Origin of the sequence: Haloarchaeobius amylolyticus (assembly GCF_026616195.1) — an archaeon.
GTDB classification, from domain to species: Archaea; Halobacteriota; Halobacteria; order Halobacteriales; family Natrialbaceae; genus Haloarchaeobius; species Haloarchaeobius amylolyticus.
Genome location: NZ_JANHDH010000003.1, coordinates 271617 through 289327, shown reverse-complemented (window position 1 = coordinate 289327; position 17711 = coordinate 271617). Strand labels below are relative to the sequence as shown.

Below are 17711 nucleotides of genomic sequence, written 5' to 3'. Positions count from 1 at the left end.
TCGCGATGCCGGTTCGACGGTGTGGCACGTGTGGGAGTCGGTCGTCCGGGTCGATACGTCTCTCAGCTGGTCCGCTCGGCGTAGGGTGTGACACCCGCGTCGTCCATGCGCTGGAGGAATCGCTCGCGACGAGCCTTGCGTTCCTCGTCCGACATGCGCTCTTGCGTCCAGACCTGCCCGCTGGTATCCTGGTGGACGACGACCTCCTCGACGGGGTCGAGCGCCTCGACGCGCTCGATTATCTCGTCGTTCATGTCGATGAAGTAGGTACACAGCTGCGACGTCAACAGCAACGTCACCTCGACGTGACGGCCGCCGTCGTTAGTCTCGATACCTTCGACGAGCCCGAGGTCGAGGATGCTGATGGGATGGTTGCTCGCACAGCTACACGGGTCGAGCACCTCGTCGAGCTCCGCCTTGATGGCTGTCTTGAGTGGGTCGTCGAACTCGTGGTCGGGGGTGATGTGGTCGGGCATGCTCATGCGCTGGTCTCGTAGGTGGACCACGGTGCGGCCGGGAAGTCCTCCGCCTCGCGGAGTTCCTGGCGCTGCTGGTCCCACTTGTCGCCCTCGATCTGGTCGCGGATCTCCTCGGGGTCCTCGCCGAGCAGGCGGAGCGCGTTCTTGCCGAGGATCTTCTCCTTGATCTCCTGGGTGACCTCGGGGTAGTCCTGGTTCACGCGGAGGTCCTCCGGCATCTCGAAGTTCCAGATCCCTTCGATGGGTGGCTGCGGGTGCAGCGCCGTCGCGCCGCTGGCGAAGAGGATGCGGTCCGGGCCGGCCCAGTACAGCATCTCACCGAGCGACTCGGCGAACTTGCGCGGTCGTGAGTTGACCATGCAGGCCGTGTTCTCGAGGTTCGCGTACACGTTGTCGTGGCTGGCCATCGCGAACACGGTCTCTTCGAGGAACGAGAATCCTGCGTGGATGATCTCGAAGTTGAGGTCCCGGAACGACGATGCTGCGTCCTCGACGTCGTCCATCCGGAAGTACTTCACCGGGGCCGTCGCGAACGGGATGAACTTGTGCATCGCGACGGTGTCGACGTCGCTGTCCGCTGCGGCTTCGAGGATGGGCCAGACCGATTCCTCGTTCAGCTGCAGCGAGAGGTCGTGCCCGTTCTGGTAGCGCGACGGATAGAGCTTGATACCCTTCACGAAGTCCTTCGAGGCGTAGTGATGGACCTGCTCGACGGCATCGTCTTCGAGCGGGTTGATGTCGACGTACATCGACGTGCGTGTCGGGTTCTGCTCGCAGAACTCGAAGCCCTTCTCGCGGGAGACGTACCCGTCGTGGAAGTAGTCGTCGAGCGGGAGCGAGTGGTACACCGTGTAGTCGATCTGACTCTCCAGGAAGAGGAGACGGGCCAGTTCCTCGGGCGAGTGGTCTCGGTAGAACACCTCCTCCGACGGGACGTGGCTGTCCGGGAGGAGTTTCGCGCCGAGTTCGTAGGTCTCGTCGTCCCATCGCTGGGCGTGCGGGTGCTTGTGGTTGTCGGGTGTGTGGTTGAAGCAGTGACCGACAGCGTCAACCACCAATGCGCCAGACTCTAGCATACACAGTCCCTGTTCCGTACATACCGTATTAAAGTTATGGATGGTTCCGAACATTTACCAGTCACTGGCGTATCAGCTAGCCGCCGTCACACCGGGGCCGGGGAACATTTAATCTCCCTTGGCCGAGTTCTACGGTAGACCATGAGTGGTAGACTCACTGATACCGTAGCACTGGTTACCGGCGCCGCCTCCGGCAACGGACGGGCCATCGCTCGCCGATTCGCCGAGGAGGGCGCGAGCGTCACCGTCGCCGACCTGCAAGAGGAACCCCGTCTCGGGGGTGACCCGACACACGAGGCCATCGAAGCCGACGGCGGGACCGCGCAGTTCGTCCAGACGGACGTGACCGACGTCGGTGCATTGCAGAACGCGGTCGACCAGACCGTCGACGCGTTCGGGTCGCTCGACGTGATGGTGAACAACGCGGGCGTCGACCGCCAGATGCCCATCGAGGAGGCCACGATGGAGGACTACGAGTTCCTGATGGACATCAACATGAAGGGCGTCTACTTCGGCTGTCAGGCTGCCATCGAGGTGATGCTGGCGCAGGACGGCGGCGGGAACATCATCAACATGTCCTCCATCGGGGGCATCCGCGGCCTGCCGAACTCGTCGCTCTACTGCACTTCGAAGGGCGCCGTGACGAACCTCACCCGTCAGCTGGCCGTCGAACACGGCGAGAACGACATCCGGGTGAACGCGCTCAACCCGGGCCTCATCGAGACGGCGATGACCCAGGAGGACGGCGACACGGCCGGTGGCCTCCTCGAACAGACCCCACTCGGGCGTGCTGGCCAGCCGGAGGAGGTCGCCGACGCTGCCCTCTTCCTCGCGAGCGACGAGTCGTCGTTCGTGACCGGCCACAACCTGGTCCTCGACGGCGGCTTCACCGCCTGAGCCCCAGTACAGCACGATCGCGCAGGTCGTAACGATTTTGTAGACCGTGCGAGACTGTCTCTGTGTATGCTTCACACCGAGGGGCCACTGCTGTCGATAGACTGTGGTGCCCGCACGACGACCACCGAAGACATCGACGACGTCCTGGAGACGTTCGTCGGTGGCCGCGGCGTCGCGACGAAACTCGCCCACGAGCGGATTCCCTTCGACACCGACCCGCTCGGGCCGGAGAACCGACTCTACCTCAGCACGGGGCCGATGCAGGCATCGAACATGAGCTTCACCGGGCGGATGAACTGCACGAGCGTCTCGCCCCAGACCGGCGGTCTGTTCTCGTCGAACGCCGGTGGGTTCATGTCCCGCAACTTCGCCGATACCGGCTACGCCGCGGTGGAGTTCACCGGTGCATGCGACGAACTCAGCATCGTCCACGTCACCGACGAGGGCGTCGAGTTCGAACCCGTCCCGGACCTCGAACTGGCGACGGTGCCCGAGACGGTCGCCTACATCGAGGCGGAACACGACCTGGAGCCCGAGCACACGGCCTGCATCGGGCCCGCCGGCGAGAACGCGGTCCGGTTCGCCTCCATCATGACGACCGAGAGCCGGGCCTTCGGTCGCGGGGGGCTCGGCGCCGTGCTCGGCTCGAAGAACATCAAGGCGATCACGTTCGCGGGCGACTCGGCACACGACATCGAGATTCCGCCCGTCCAGATGGACGTCCATCGGGACGCGGCGACCTCGGACAGCCTGATGAAACGCCAGGGCACGACCAACGTCACCGACCTCGCCAACGAGGTCGACGCGCTGCCGACCCGGTACTTCTCCGAACTATCGTTCGAGGGTGTCGAGGGAATCAACGGCGACAGCGTCGAGCAGAAGAAGTACAAACGCGGGACGTGCTCGGCCTGCGCGTTCGCCTGCAAGCTCCCGACGAAGGACGAGGAACGCGGCGTCGAGACCGAGGGGCCCGAGTTCGAGACCGTCATGTCGTTCGGGGCTAACGCCGGGGTCGACGACATCGTCGACGTGATGAAGTCGAACGACCTCTGTGACGAGTTCGGCATGGACACCATCTCCTGTGGCGACGTGGCCTCCGCCTATCTGGCCAGCGAGGACGAGTTCGGCAACACCGACCTCATCTTCGACCTCGTCGAGAAGATCGCCTACCGCGAGGACGTCGGCGACATGCTCGCGGAGGGTATCGACCGCTTCCACGAGGAGCTCGGCGTCGAGAACTGGACCGTGAAGGGCCTGGAGTTCGCCGCCCACGACGGCCGGACGCTCCACGGGCAGGGGCTGAGTTACGCGACCGCGAACCGCGGCGCGGACCACATGTACACGACGCTGTACTCGTGGGAGTACCCTCTCGTGGGTAAGGAAGAGGCCCTCTCCCAGAGCGGTCTGGAGGGCAAGGCGCCCTTCGTGGTCCGGCAGGAGAACGCGCGAGCCTTCGAGGACTGCGGCATCGTCTGTCGGTTCTCGCGCGGGACGATGACCGAGGAACGGTACGAGGGACTGTTCGACGCGGACTACGACGACATGCTCGCCATCGGCTCGCGCGTGGTCGAACTGGAACGCCACTTCAACAACCAGCGTGGCTTCGACCGGTCCGACGACCGGCTGCCGTACGACCTGCCGGACTTCGAGATGGCGCTCGACGAATACTACGGCGTCCGCGACTGGAACGACGACGGAACCGTTCCCGACGACCACGTGACAGCGGCCGGGTCTGACTAGTCGTCTCCATCGCACACTTGCTTCGGGGTCCCCACGGGGAATCTTGCCAGAAACGAACGCTTTTGTGGGTGGTCTGTGTTACTCTGGGTCATGAGGGTTGCAAATTACTACGGCTCGGGAGATATCCGTGTCGAATCGGTGGCTGAACCAGCGGTCGGCGCGGACGATGTACGCATCGAGGTCGCCGCCTGCGGTATCTGCGGCACGGACCTGCACGAGTTCGAGGACGGACCTGACCTGACGCCCGACGAAGACACGCCCCATCCTCTGACCGGGGTCTCGCTGCCTGTCCCGCTCGGCCACGAATTCAGCGGGACCGTCACAGAGGTCGGCAGCGACGTGTGCGACGTCGCGGTCGGCGACGAGGTCACAGCCAACCCCGCGATGGTCTGTGGGGACTGCCGGTACTGTGCCGAGGGTCGCCACAACCTCTGCGAGTCGGTCGCGAACATCGGCCTCTCCGCTGCCAGCGGTGGGTTCGCCGAGTCCGCGGTCGTCCCGGCGAGCAACGTCGTCCAGCTCCCCGACAGCGTCCCGGTCGAGTACGGGGCGCTCGTCGAGCCATTCAGTGTCGGCGTGCACGCGACGCGACGTTCCGGGATGCAGGCCGGGGATAGCGTCGCCGTCTTCGGCGCCGGGCCCATCGGGATCTCCATCGTCCAGGCCGCGAAGGCTGCCGGCGCGACGGACGTGTTCGTCTCCGAACCCCGGGCGAAGCGCCGTGAGATCGCCGAAGCGGTCGGGGCGACAGAGACGCTCGACCCGACCGCGACGGACGCGGTCGACGAGATCACCGACGCGACCAACGGTGGCGTCGATGTCGCGTTCGAAGCGGTCGGCATCGAACCGACGTTCAGGGCGGCCATCGAGGCGACGAAACGCGGCGGCCAGATAACTGCGGTCGGCATCTCCGACGACGACGTCGGCCTCACGCCAAACGAACTCGTCGTCGTCGAACGGAGCATCAACGGGTCGAATGGGTACCTCAGTGGGCCACTCGCGGACCGCGAGTTCGAGATGGTCACGAGCTTCCTCGAATCCGGCGAGTTCGACCCCGAACCGATGATCACCGCACGAATCTCGCTCGAGGATCTCGTCGACGAGGGCTTCGAGGCCCTGCTCGATTCGGAGAGCGAGCACGTCAAGATCCTCGTCGAACCGTAGCGCGGGACCACTCCAGACGTACCGACGACCGAAACCGACGATACCCTTTTGATTGCCGTCTGTGAACCCTTGACCATGCCAGCCGAAGAACTGCCGAGACTTGGCTTCGGGACCGTCGGTATCACCGACCCGTCGACCGTCGAAACCGCACTCGAGATCGGCTACCGCCACATCGACACCGCGCAGTGGTACGAGAACGAAGCCATCGTCGGAGAAGGAATCGAGCAGAGCTCTATTCCCCGTGAAGCGGTGACCGTCGCGACGAAGGTCCTCCCGGAGAACCTGGGTGCATCGGACGTGCGACGGACCACAGAGGAGAGCCTCGACCGACTCGGGCTCGACGCCGTCGACCTGCTCTACGTCCACTGGCCGACGAACGCCTACGACCCCGAGGAGACGCTCGGTGCGTTCGATGACCTGTATACTGACGGGAAGATACGCGGTGTGGGGCTGAGCAACTTCACCCCTGCACTGCTCGACGAGGCGCGTGAAATCCTCGACGCACCGATGCTGGCGACACAGGTCGAGATGCATCCGCTGCTCCACCAGGAGGAACTGGTCGAGTACGTCCAGCAGGCCGATATGTACCTCGTCGCCTACTCACCCCTCGCACAGGGGGCAGTCTTCGACGAGCCAGTGCTGCAAGATATCGCCGCCTCTCACGGTGTCTCCGTCGCACAGGTCAGCCTCGCATGGCTGTTCAGCAAGGACAACGTCGCGGCTATCCCGAAAGCATCCGGTGATCACATCCCAGACAACTACGACGCACTCACGCTGGAACTCACCGAGGACGACCTCAGGCGTATCGATGATATCGAACGGGAGGTTCGAACGGTTGATCCTGCCGAGGAGGAGAAGGTCGATAGCACGCCATGGGCCGAGTAGACGCCGTCTGCGGGGGTAGCTGAATCCGAAACTATTTGATACTGTGTGGCATCTCTTGGCACGGAATGTCCGAATCAGCATATCCGCGTGGCCTCGCCCACGTCGGGCTCACCGTTCCGGACCTCGACGAAGCGATCGACTGGTACTGTGACGTCCTCGGGTTCAGCCACGTCAAGGGTCCCGACGAGATAACGGCCGACGAAGGATACGGCGGTCGACAGGCGGCGAATCTCCTCGGCGAATTCGAGACGATGCGCTTTGCACATCTCGCCACAGGCAATCAGATCGGAATCGAGCTGTTCGAGTTCACCTCCACGGGCGCTCACTCGGAGCCGGACCCGACTCGAGCAGGGTTGTTCCACCTGTGTGTCATCGACCCAGACGTCGAGGGACTCGCCGCACGCATCGACGAACACGGCGGCGACCACTACTCGGAGGTGTGGGAGATTTTCGAGGACGACGACGAGTACACCCTGACGTACTGCAAGGACCCGTACGGCAACCTGCTGGAGATCTACTCGCACAGCCACGAGCGGATATACAGCAACCGGGACGCGTAGTACTCCTCGCCGAGGCCGGCCCAGAGAGCGCGGCGACGACTCGGGACCTCTCTTCTTCCGTACCGCACTCCGTCGGGTACAGCCCAGTGTGAGCAGTGTGACGGCGAGCCAACTCGACCACCGACGGGACCCACGATACACCGGGCGGCATCGCGTCGGTCGGTGCGATGAGGACTGGAACGAGACGCACCGGTCTGCAGCAAGAATCTGTTACCGTCTACCGAGAGCCGCGTCGAACTGGTGAGCTGAAAATACGGAACGACGTCGTAGACGAAGGTCGGTCAGTCGCCGCGAAGAGGAGCGCCCGGTGCGCTCACTTCACCACGTCGATCTTGCGACGGTCGATGGACAGGGCGACCGCAGCGACCACGACGACGCCCAGGACGATCTCCTGGATGAATGGGTCGACCGCGGTGAGGTTCATACCGTTCTGCAGCACGGCGATGACGAGGACGCCGAGGAGCGTCCGGTGGGGGCCGCCGACACCGCCGGTCAGCGCGGTCCCACCCATGACGATGGCCGCGATGCTCGGCAGCAGGAACCCTTCGCCCATCTGTGCAGACCCCGAGGAGATGCGGGCGGCGAGCAGCGCGCCAGCAACCCCACAGAGCAGACCAGAGAGGATGAACGGGTAGATCTTGTACCGGTCGACCTTCGCCCCGGCGAGTTCGACGACGCGCTCGTTCTCACCGAGGGCATAACAGTAGCGCCCGAACTTGGTCCGCCAGGCGAGGAACACGGTGAAGCCGTAGAACAGCAGGCCCCACATCACGAGGTTCGGAATCCCAGGTATCCATTCGCCGGTGGCGATGTTCCGGACGGTGTCGTTCCGGAACGTGATGGACGAGCCGTCGGTCACGATGAGGGCGAGCCCACCCATGATCGAGAGGGTACCCAGGGTGACCAGGAACGACGGCACCTTGAGCTTGGTGAACACGAGCCCGTTGATGGCGCCAGCGAGCATGCCGACGACAACGGCGATGACCAGCGCGAGGACCCCGTAGTCGCCCACGAGGACAGCGGCGACGACCCCGGTGAGCGTCACGAGCTGTGCGACCGAGAGGTCGATACTCTGTTGCAGGATGGGGAACGTCCCCGCCAGTGCGACGAGCAACAGGAACGCACTGTTCTTCGCGACGTTCGTGATCAGGTTCCCGTAGGTGAGGAAGTTCTCCGACTGCAGGGAGAACACGATACCCAGGACGATCAACATGGCGAAGGGGCCGACGTCGATGATCCAGTCCTGGAGTGTCCGTTGGTCTCGTTGTTCGGCTATCCACTTCGAAATCGTGTTCTCTTGCGTGTTTCCGCTCATTGTTAGATCATCCGCTGTATCAGTTCTTCTTCGGTCGGTTTGTTTCCGGGCGACGCGTCGAAGATGTCCTCGTCGAGTCGTCCTTTCCGCATGACGGCGATACGGTTGGACATCCCGATGACTTCGGGAAGCTCGTCACCGATGAAGACGATGGAGACGCCCTTCTGGGTCAGTTCACGGCAGAGCCGGTACACCTCCTCCTTCGCACCGACGTCGACGCCCCTGGTGACGTTGTCGACGACCAGCACCGAGGAATCCTGGGCGAGCCACCGGGCGAGGACGACCTTCTGTTGATTGCCGCCACTCAGTCCGTGGACCAGGGCCTCACGACCGGGTGTCTTGATGTTCAGTTCCTCGATGGCCTCCTCGGTCATCTCGACCTCGCTGTCGAGGTCCAGCAGTGGGAGCCGGCCGTTCATGGTCCGGACGGCAGCCAGTGACGTGTTGTTGACCACAGACTGGAACAGCAATAGTCCCTCTGTCTTGCGGTCCTTCGGCACGTACCCGACACCGGCTTCGACCATCTCTGCGACGGACCCGGTCTCGACGGACTCACCGTCGATACGTATCGTGCCGTCGCTGGCGGGGAGGTCCCCGGCGAGCAGCCGCCCGAGCCGTTCTTTACCGGACCCTTCGACCCCGACGATGCCGAATATCTCCCCTTCGCTGACGGAGAAGGAGAGTGGGCCGATGTCCTCCTGCTCGGACCGGAGTCCTTCGACCTGCATCGTGGGTTCTCCAAGGGAAGACTCGTCCCGCTGGTCAGGGATCTTGTAGTACTCCGACGAGCTCTCACGCCCGACCATCTTCTCCTGGAGCAGGTCCTGTGTCGCGTCGGCTGCCGGCACCTCGTGGACGAGCTCGCCGTCCTTCAGGACGTAGACCCGGTCTGTGACCTGCAGTACTTCGTCGAGCTCGTGGGAGACGAACACGAAGGTCGCCTTGTCCCGAAGGTCGTCGATGCGCTCGAACAGGAGTTCTCGCCCCGCCTCCTCGAGCCCAGCCGTGGGTTCGTCGAGCAGGATGACGGGGTTGTCAGATCTGCTCGAGCGGTGGAACGCTTTGGCGATCTCGAGCATCTGGCGCTCGTTGAACGAGTAGTCCTTGACGTACTCGTCGACGTCGATGTCGATACCGAGGTCGTCGACGAACGCCTGTGCCTGTTCGCTCATCTCGCTCTGTCTGAGAACACCGAACCGGGACGACTCCCTGGCCAGGAACAGGTTCTCGTAGCCCTTGAGGTTCGGGATGACGTCCTGTTCTTGATGGACCAGCGAGACACCGTACTCGGCGGCCTCGCTGGGATTCGAGAGCGTCACCGACTGCCCGTCGATGGTGATCTCACCCCTGTCGGGTTGCAACACTCCGGTGAGGATGTTCAGGAGCGTGCTCTTCCCAGCTCCGTTCTCGCCCACGAGTCCCACCACTTCACCCTTGTCGATGTGAAGGGAGACGCCGTCGAGTGCGGTGACGTGCCGGAACGATTTCGAGATATCCCGGACGCGGAGGCTGGATTCACTCTCTCGTTGTGCCGATAGCTCGTCGTCGGGTGCAGCGCGTTGTGTCATATTATTCGACATAGTTCTCGGGGAACGAGGTGACGACGTTCACTGGAGTGGGTTGGTCTGGAAGTGGTCCGCGTACATCTGTTCGACCTCGTCCATGGCTCCCGAGTCGGAGTACACGGACGGGATCTCGTAGCCGCTCGGACGGTTCTCCTCTTTCCAGTTGAGGAGGCCGGGGGCGACCATGTCCTCCTTCCGGATGGGAACGAGTGAGTTCTGGGGGTCCCACTCGTCCTCACCTGCTTCCACGACGGACATCTTCTCCCAGTCGTAGGGAGTGGAGTCGCCTTCGAAGATGAGTTCGTTGAACTCTCCGGCGTCGATGACGGGGAGCGTCTCGATCATGTCGAACTCGCTCGTCTCCTTCACGAGCAGCGGACTGCCGTGCAGCATCATGCGCTCGCCTGGCTTGGGCCGCCAGCCGTTCGCGAAGTCGTGTGCCTTGACCAGACACCAGCCACCCTGCCAGGGGCCGAGAGAGGAGACGGAGGCGGTGAACCGACCCTCTTCGACGAGGTCGAGCGCTTCCGGGATGCCGTCGATTCCGACGACCTCGACGTCGAGGTCGTTCTCCTCTGCGATGGTGAGTGCACCGAGACCGACAGCGTCGTTCTGGCCGAACACGCCGTCGATGTCGTCGCCGAACTGGGAGACGAAGTCGGACATGACCTTCCGTGACTCGGACTTGACCCACCGACCCTGCTGCGGCGGTGCCAGGAGGTTGATGTCCGGGTACTCCTTCATCGCCTTGTCGAGCCCGAGGTTGCGCCCGGTGTTGGCCGCGTTCCCGCGAACGCCCTCGATGTGGACGATGTTGCCGCTCCCGCCCATCGCCTCGAACAGGGCCTTCGCCGCGGTGTAGCCGTTGTTGATCGCGTTGGGCATGAAGAACTGGACGAACTCGTCGCCCGCGTCCTCCGGCGTGTACCACTTGTCGATGGTCCACAGCATGGTCAGGGGCACGCCTGCTTCGACGGCTGCCTCCGCGATCGGCGGAACACCGGAGTTGGTGAACGCCTGTCCCATGATGAGGTCCACGTTGTTCGCGATGCCCGAGTCGACCTGCTGGATCTGCTTGCTCAGTTTCCCGTCGTTGAGCTGGACGTTGGTCTCGTACCCGAGGGCCTCGGCGGCCTCTTTGTATCCCTTGACCCAGGAACCCCAGTACGCGTTGGAGAGGCGAGTGATGCTGGCCATGGACTTTCCACCGCCGCCACCACCCGACCCACCGCCGCCACCGCCACCGCCACCGCCGCCTCCGCCGCCGTCGTTACTCGTATTTCCAGAGTCTCCGGTACACCCTGCCATCGCGCCGAGCCCCATGGTCGTCCCACCTGCGACGGTCCGCTTCATGAAGGACCGCCGAGAGTGGCTGCTGTTATCTCTTGCCATGTAGTGAACAACATGAAGATGCGAGCATACCCATTTAAAGATTATGTTTGTGGAATTATACTACTCTGTATGGGATACCGCTCTCGATGTGGGCCTCGACAGGAACAGACAGGCGAAGAAACCGCTTCAGTACATCACTTTCCCGGCAGAGACGTTCAGGTCCTGCCCGGTGATCCTGTCCGCAGCAGGCGAACAGAGGAACGAGACGGTCCTCGCGACATCCTCCTTCTGGACGAGTTCCCGCCGTGGGCTCTCCGCCTCGGCGTCTCCCCGGACGTCCTCGTAGGTCCGTCCCTGCGCCTCGGCCTTGGCCTCGAACACGCGGTCGATCCGCGGCCCATCGACCGACCCGGGACAGACCGCGTTCACGTTGATGTCGTCCTCGCCGACCTCCGCCGCCAGGGTTCGGGTGAACCCGATGACGCCCATCTTGCTCGTCGCGTAGGGGGTCCGCTGCGTCAACGGTCGCTTCCCCGTGACGGACGCGATGTTCACGATGCGGCCGTACGATTGCTCTTTCATGACCGGGAGTACCTGCCGGCACATCAGGAACGGCCCGCGAAGGTTCACCGCCATCGTCTGGTCCCACTCGTCCGGATCCACGGCCTCGCACTCGGCGGTCGGCCCCGCGATACCGGCGTTGTTGACGAGGATGTCGACGGACTCGAACTCGGCGAGCACCTCGTCGACGGTGTCCTGGATGTCCTCGAACGACCGGAGGTCTGTCTCCACCGGGTACGCGCGCCCGCCTTCTTCCTCGACAAGTGCCGCGGTCTCGGCCATCTCCGACTCGTCGATGTCCGCGATGACGACGGTGGCCCCCTCTGCAGCGAGTTCGCGGCAGATGGCTCGGCCGATACCGCGACCACCACCGGTAACGATGGCAGTGCTTCCTGATACCATGTTTCAACTGGTACACGAGGTCCCTAATAAGCCTGATTGATTGGTGGCTGATAGGATGGGGCGTGGTGGAGCCACCCAAAACTATTAATCCGAGATTCCCACTCTCTCTAACGTATGCCGTACAGTGGTTACAGCGACTACTTCGAGAAGAAGCTCATCATCAGTGTCGCCACGACGGGCGGACACCAGGGGAAGGAAGCGAACCCGAACCTCCCGGAACAGCCCGAAGAGATCGCACAGGACCTCGCCGCGTGCGAGGAGGCGGGCGCATCCATCGTTCACCTGCACGCACGAGACGAAGAGGGGGAGAACACCAAGGACGTGGCCCGGTTCCAGGAGATGCGGGATTACATCGACGAGTACTGCGACGACATCCTGGTGAACTTCACGACCGGCGGGGGTGGCATCTATCCCCGCGAGGAACGGATCGCGCCAGTCCTCGAGACGGACCCGAGACCGGAACTGGCGACCATCGACCTCGGCCCCATCAACTTCGGCCAGACCCGGACCGCCGAGAACACGCGCGAGCAGAACGAGGAGTACGCCGAACGGATGCGTGATGCCGGTGTGAAGCCCGAACTCGAGCTGTTCAACCCCGGGCAGATACCCGAAGCACAGCACCTCATCGAGGAGGACCTCCTCGACGCCCCCTACTGGGCGACGGTCATCTTCGGGATGCAGAACGGGATGCCACCGGGGCCGCGCAACCTCATCAACTTCGTCGACAACCTGCCTGAGCCGGTCGAGTGGCAGGCCCTCGCCGTCGGGAAGCACCAGCTCCCGATGACCACGGCCGCCATCACGATGGGCGGGCACGTCCGGGTCGGCATGGAGGACAACGTCTACTACCGGAAGGGGGAACTGGCCGAGAGCAACGCGCAACTGGTCCGCCGGACCGCCCGGATCGCCGACGAACTCGAACGTCCCATCGCGAGCCCGGCCGAGGCACGGGAGATGCTCGACCTCTGAGGCCCTGTAGCTGCGACAGCCCGGACCGAATCGAGCCCTCGAACTGCTGAGACAGCGTAATTGGGCCGCGTTACCGTTTCTCGCACTTGTTCGCTTCTACCGAATCAGCGTGCGCTCACCCGCCGCTATCGACTGTATCTTCCAGTAACAGGTCCAGCGCCGTCGTTCTGGGGCTTCTAATCTCCGAAGAGCGAGTATGCGGAACTCTCGAGCTGGACTATCGTCTACGACACCGGGCCCGTGACCACGATCTGTAGAGCGTCTCACAGGCGAGCGCGGAACAGGAATCACGCAAGCGTCCGGGAATCCACGAGATTCTCACGAACATGGCTGGTTTCGCCACGGATTCCGGACGAACCGTACTGGTCTCGAATACTTACTACGACCGTAGCGAATTCGACCAGACTGAATCTTATATACTGACACCCGGCCGGTGGGGCCACGTCCGGGCGAACCGCCCCTGTCAATAGTTGTCACAGTGACGCTCTACAGACGACGATTCGCGAAGGCGGAATTTTATATACTGACCAGCCGATTCCCATGGTATGGCTACACAGGACGGCGGACGCACGCTGCAGACGACCCAGACCTCACTCGAGGTCGTCGAGACGCTTCGAGCGATGGACGGTGCCCGGGTGACGGAACTCGCCGAGGAGATGGGTGTCGCCCCCAGTACGATGCACGCGCACCTCACGACGCTCCGGGAGGCCGAGTACGTGGTCAAGGACGGCGACGTCTACCACCTCAGTCTCAAGTTCCTCGCGCTGGGGGATTACGTCGGGAACCGCCGCGAGGCGTACCGCATCGCGGATTCCTACACCGAACAACTCGCCGGGGAGACCGAGTGTCGGGCGGTCTTCGTCGTCGAGGAGAACGGCCGGGGCGTCTACCTCCACACCTACTCCGGGAAGCACGCGGTCTGGAAGTACTCGACCATCGGGAAGCGGTTCCACCTCCACCAGACCGCCTCCGGCAAGGCCCTGCTCTCTCAGCTCCCGGAGTTCCGCGTGCGGGAGATCGCCGAGAAGTGGGGGCTCCCGAGCCGGACCGACAACACCATCAACGACCTGGAGGCGCTGCTCGACGAACTCGCCGAGATTCGCGAGAGAGGAATCGCGTTCAACGAGGAGGAACAACTCGACGGCGTGAAGGCGGTCGGCGTGCCGGTCCAGGGTGCAGACGGGCAGGTCGTCGGCGCGTTCAGCGTCGCCAGCCCCGCGAACCGCGTCGACGAGGAGCGCTTCCGGACCGAACTCCCGAACATCCTGCTCGGGGTCGCCAACGAGTTCGAACTCGAGATCTCCCTCTCCTGACCTGCGGTTTCCGCGTCCCGTCCTCGGTCGATCTGCTGGCGTGAATCAATCCGACTACCCTAACAGGCGTACGTCTGTTATGCCCATCGCGAGCCTGTTCGAGTTAGGAATCGCACGCACAGCCACCGTTCTCGAGCAGGTCGACGACGTCGAACTGCGTCCCGCAGTCCTCACAGAACACCTGCACGTCGACGAGCAGGGAGTACTCGCCCAGTTCGATGCGGTCAGTGCGGTCGAGGCGGTCGAGGCGGTCCGTCGTCACCGACTGCAGCCGGGAGCGGAGCCGTTCGATGCTCTCGGCGTCTCGCGCTAACTGGGCCTCGTCACCTGCCTGGACGTACTCTGCGCCGCGGTTCTTGACGAACGTCCGGATGGACTGGTACGAGACGAAATCGGTCTCGAGCTGGTCGATATCGACACCGCGACCCGCCAGTTCCTGTTCGAGTTCGACCCGCTCCCCGGCGGTGAGGTCGGCGTGGCGTAACCGCCGGTAGTACGACTCGACCTGACTATCGCGCACGTGTTCACCGTCGCTCTCGAGTGCGGCTCGCAGCAGCCGGCGGTTGAACTGGTCGGCGAGGTCACGGAGGCTCGTGCGCTGGTCGCCCTCTGCCGTCCACTGCTCGACCATGTCTTCGCCGACCTCGGGGGCGAGCCCGTACTGCGCGATGAGCCTGGCGACCTTGCCACGGCCGCCCCCACCGGCGTCCGTCGGCGTGTCTTCCTCCATGTCGCTATCTTCACCCAGCAGACGGTAAAACGTTGCCTCGGGTCCGGGCCGTGACCTGCCCTCGGCCATCCTCTGCTGTTACGAGCATATGACTGTAACACGACACTGTCTCACCTCCCGTACCGGCAGTGACGCGTCGAACGCGGGCTGTTCCGCAGCATCGAACACTCCTGGGAAGGACACGCAGTTGCCCTCACGTCTGAGACCCCGTCTCCTCTCCGAGCACCCCGCTGACCCGGATTCGACCACAGCGAACGAGCGTGAGGAAAAGCCGACCACCTATTACGGTCCGTCACGTCGTCCCTGACAGCATGACCGACTCCACGCCCGGCACGATTCGAAGCGACGAAACGCTGTTGAGCATCGTCGAGGTCGTCGAGGACCTCGGCGAGGCCGGCGTGACGGAGATCGCAGAGCAGGTCGACGTCTCGAAGAGCACGGTCCACGGCCACCTCGCGACCCTCCGGGAGAACGGGTACGTCGTGGCGGACGACGGGCGCTACCGGCTGAGTCTCCGGTTCCTCCAGCTCGGCGAGCGCGTCCGCACCCAGACGGGTATCTACAGCGTCGCACGCCCGCACGTGGACGACCTGGCGCGCGAGACCAACGAACTCGCCAACCTCGCGGTCGAGGAGGCGGGTCGTGGCGTCTACCTCTACCGTACCCAGGGCGACCAGACCATCCAGTTCTCGACCGACGCCGGCGACGTCCACCAGTTGCACTGTAGCGCGACGGGGAAGTCGATGCTCGCGCACATGCCACGCGAGCGCGTGGCGGAGATACTGGACCAGCACGGCCTCCCGGCCCACACCGACCAGACCATCACCGACGAGGAGACGCTCTTCGAGACGCTGGCCGAGGTCCGGGAACGCGGGGTCGCGTTCGACGACGAGGAATACGGGGAGGGACTACGCTGTGTGGGGGCGCCCGTTCGCGGCCCGGAGGGGGAGGTCCTCGGTGCCATCAGCGTCTCGGGCCCGGCGACGCGACTGTCGGGCGAACGCTACCGCGAGGAACTCCCCGAGTTGCTCCGACGCGCCGCGAACCTCGTCGAGATAAACCTGAAGCAGTACTGAGAACCTGTTCGACGTGACCGAACAGGGTGGTCGGCCGGGTCAGTAGTTGGCGTAGACGGTCTTCGTCGTGGTGAAGAAGTCGAGGCCGGCGTCGCCCTGTTCGCGGTAGGTCTCGCTGGAGGAGGCCTTCATCCCGCCGAAGGGGACGTGGAGTTCGAGGCCGGTCGTCTTCTCGTTCACCTTGACGACGCCCGCCTCGACCTCGTCGACGAAGCGGTTCGCCTCGGTCAGGTCGTCGGTGACGACGCTGGCCGCGAGGCCGTACTGCGTGTCGTTGGCGACCGCGACGCCCTCCTCGAAGTCCGAGACGGGGATGACGCCCACGACCGGGCCGAAGATCTCCTCCTGGGCGATGCGCATGTCGGAGGAGACGTCCGAGAAGACGGTCGGCTCGACGAAGTGACCCGAGTCGTACTCGCCGTCGTCGAGCGCCGCCCCGCCAGTCTCGAGGGTCGCACCCTCCTCGGTGCCGACGTCGATGTACGTGAGGGTGCCGTCGAGTTCGCTCGCACTGACCTGCGGGCCCATGTCGTAGTCGTCGAGGCCGGGGCCGATAGAGAGGGACTCGGCGTACTCCACGAGCTCTGCCACGAACGCGTCGTACACCGACTCGTGGACGATGGCCCGAGAGGTGGCGGTACACGCCTGCCCGGTGACGCCGAAGGCACCGCTCCCGACGACCTCGGCGGCTTCCTCGACGTCCGCGTTCTCGGTGACGAGGGTCGGGTTCTTCCCGCCCATCTCCAGTTGAACGCGCTTCTGGTCCTCGGCGGCCTGCTGGTAGACGACGTCACCGACGTTGCCGCTTCCGGTGAACGAGATTGCGTCGACCGACTCGTTCGTGGTGAGTTCGGTGCCGACCTCGCTGCCGGGACCGGTCACGAAGTTCACCACGCCGTCCGGGATGCCGGCCGCCTCCAGGCACTCGACGAGCTTGCGCGCCACGTTGGGCGCCTGCGAGGCGGGCTTGATGACCACGGTGTTCCCCGTGACGAGGGCGGGCGCGAGCTTCCACGCCGGGATGGCGATGGGGTAGTTCCACGGCGTGATGAGCCCGGCGACGCCGAGGGGCTCCCCGACGGTGTAGAGGTTCGTGTCCCGGCCACTCGCGGCCTTCACGTCGCCGCCGAGGTCGCGCGCCTTCTCGGCGTAGTAGTAGAAGATGTCGACGGCGCGCTGGACCTCGCCCGCGGCCTCGGGGCGGGCCTTGCCCTCCTCACGGACGAGCGTCTCGGTCAGTTCCTCCTGGCGGTTCTCGATCTCCTGTGCGGTGCGGGTGAGGATGCGGCCGCGGTCCGGTGCGGGCATGTCCGCCCACTCGGCCTGGGCGTCGGCGGCCGCCTCGATGGCCGCTTCGGTGTCGGCCGCGCTCGACTGCTGGAAGTGCGCGACCACGTCGTCCGGGTCGGCCGGGTTCTCGACCACGAAGGTCTCACCCGTCTCCGATACTGTCCACTCACCGCTGACGAAGTTGCCGACTGTCTCTGGCATGCAGCCAACACTGCTCGTTTCTCGCATAAATGTCTATCCCTTGTGGTAAGGGGGCAGGGGCTTCCTTGCGCGACCACACGCGCACACGAGAACGGGCGCGTGAAACGCTCTCCGTCCAGAATTCTGGTAATGTGGCTTTCAATTTGGCCAAGACTT

At 64.1% G+C, this 17711-nt stretch carries 16 protein-coding genes; 8 read left to right on the top strand and 8 right to left on the bottom strand.

The features are described 5' to 3' along the window. Positions 1–62: 62 nt before the first annotated feature. Both NOV86_RS19045 and NOV86_RS19040 read right to left on the bottom strand, forming a co-directional pair. Positions 63–482 (bottom strand): metal-sulfur cluster assembly factor, encoded by a 420-nt coding sequence (locus NOV86_RS19045; protein WP_267643388.1) that lies wholly within the window; start codon positions 480–482, stop codon positions 63–65. Beyond that, on the bottom strand, positions 479–1555 hold the full coding sequence (locus tag NOV86_RS19040; protein WP_267643387.1) for an amidohydrolase family protein: 1077 nt from the start codon (positions 1553–1555) through the stop codon (positions 479–481). The genes NOV86_RS19045 and NOV86_RS19040 overlap by 4 nt, the downstream gene beginning before the upstream one ends. A 141-nt stretch (positions 1556–1696) precedes the next feature. On the opposite strand from NOV86_RS19040, the gene NOV86_RS19035 reads away from it, so the two are divergent. From NOV86_RS19035 to NOV86_RS19015, 5 genes are all read left to right on the top strand, one after another. Beyond that, complete coding sequence (locus tag NOV86_RS19035) at positions 1697–2452, top strand: SDR family NAD(P)-dependent oxidoreductase (protein ID WP_267643386.1); 756 nt, start codon at positions 1697–1699, stop codon at positions 2450–2452. Between the two features lie 66 nt (positions 2453–2518). After that, positions 2519–4192: an aldehyde ferredoxin oxidoreductase family protein gene (locus NOV86_RS19030; RefSeq protein WP_267643384.1), complete on the top strand. Its 1674-nt coding sequence runs from the start codon at positions 2519–2521 to the stop codon at positions 4190–4192. A gap of 90 nt (positions 4193–4282) precedes the next feature. Further along, on the top strand, positions 4283–5356 hold the full coding sequence (locus NOV86_RS19025) for a 2,3-butanediol dehydrogenase (protein ID WP_267643383.1): 1074 nt from the start codon (positions 4283–4285) through the stop codon (positions 5354–5356). A 75-nt stretch (positions 5357–5431) separates the two neighbouring features. Further along, positions 5432–6241: an aldo/keto reductase gene (locus tag NOV86_RS19020; protein ID WP_267643382.1), complete on the top strand. Its 810-nt coding sequence runs from the start codon at positions 5432–5434 to the stop codon at positions 6239–6241. Between the two features lie 65 nt (positions 6242–6306). After that, entirely contained in the window at positions 6307–6801 is a 495-nt protein-coding gene (locus tag NOV86_RS19015) for a VOC family protein (RefSeq protein ID WP_267643381.1), read from the top strand. 313 nt (positions 6802–7114) lie between these two features. Here NOV86_RS19015 and NOV86_RS19010 read toward each other — a convergent pair whose 3' ends face one another. The 4 genes from NOV86_RS19010 to NOV86_RS18995 all read right to left on the bottom strand — a co-directional run bounded on the left by NOV86_RS19010 (position 7115) and on the right by NOV86_RS18995 (position 11976). Beyond that, a complete protein-coding gene (locus tag NOV86_RS19010; RefSeq protein ID WP_368408798.1) occupies positions 7115–8014 on the bottom strand; it encodes an ABC transporter permease in 900 nt (299 codons plus the stop codon). Between the two features lie 104 nt (positions 8015–8118). Continuing rightward, positions 8119–9684: a sugar ABC transporter ATP-binding protein gene (locus NOV86_RS19005; RefSeq protein WP_267643379.1), complete on the bottom strand. Its 1566-nt coding sequence runs from the start codon at positions 9682–9684 to the stop codon at positions 8119–8121. 39 nt (positions 9685–9723) lie between these two features. Beyond that, positions 9724–11034 (bottom strand): sugar ABC transporter substrate-binding protein, encoded by a 1311-nt coding sequence (locus tag NOV86_RS19000; RefSeq protein WP_267643378.1) that lies wholly within the window; start codon positions 11032–11034, stop codon positions 9724–9726. A gap of 165 nt (positions 11035–11199) precedes the next feature. Beyond that, positions 11200–11976: an SDR family NAD(P)-dependent oxidoreductase gene (locus tag NOV86_RS18995; protein ID WP_267643377.1), complete on the bottom strand. Its 777-nt coding sequence runs from the start codon at positions 11974–11976 to the stop codon at positions 11200–11202. A gap of 114 nt (positions 11977–12090) precedes the next feature. On the opposite strand from NOV86_RS18995, the gene NOV86_RS18990 reads away from it, so the two are divergent. Continuing rightward, positions 12091–12945, top strand: coding sequence for a beta-keto acid cleavage family enzyme (locus NOV86_RS18990; protein ID WP_267643375.1), 855 nt, complete (start codon positions 12091–12093; stop codon positions 12943–12945). A 545-nt stretch (positions 12946–13490) separates the two neighbouring features. Next, positions 13491–14258, top strand: coding sequence for an IclR family transcriptional regulator (locus tag NOV86_RS18985; protein WP_267643374.1), 768 nt, complete (start codon positions 13491–13493; stop codon positions 14256–14258). Positions 14259–14361: 103 nt separating this feature from the next. On the opposite strand, the gene rdfA is transcribed toward NOV86_RS18985, so the two are convergent. Then, positions 14362–14988: a rod-determining factor RdfA gene (gene rdfA / locus NOV86_RS18980; RefSeq protein WP_267643373.1), complete on the bottom strand. Its 627-nt coding sequence runs from the start codon at positions 14986–14988 to the stop codon at positions 14362–14364. 311 nt (positions 14989–15299) lie between these two features. Here rdfA and NOV86_RS18975 point away from each other — a divergent pair, with 311 nt between their 5' ends. Further along, positions 15300–16064, top strand: coding sequence for an IclR family transcriptional regulator (locus NOV86_RS18975; RefSeq protein WP_267643372.1), 765 nt, complete (start codon positions 15300–15302; stop codon positions 16062–16064). 39 nt (positions 16065–16103) lie between these two features. On the opposite strand, the gene xacF is transcribed toward NOV86_RS18975, so the two are convergent. After that, positions 16104–17555, bottom strand: a complete 1452-nt coding sequence (gene xacF / locus NOV86_RS18970; protein ID WP_267643371.1) for a 2,5-dioxovalerate dehydrogenase — start codon at positions 17553–17555, stop codon at positions 16104–16106. Between the last annotated feature and the right edge of the window lie 156 nt (positions 17556–17711).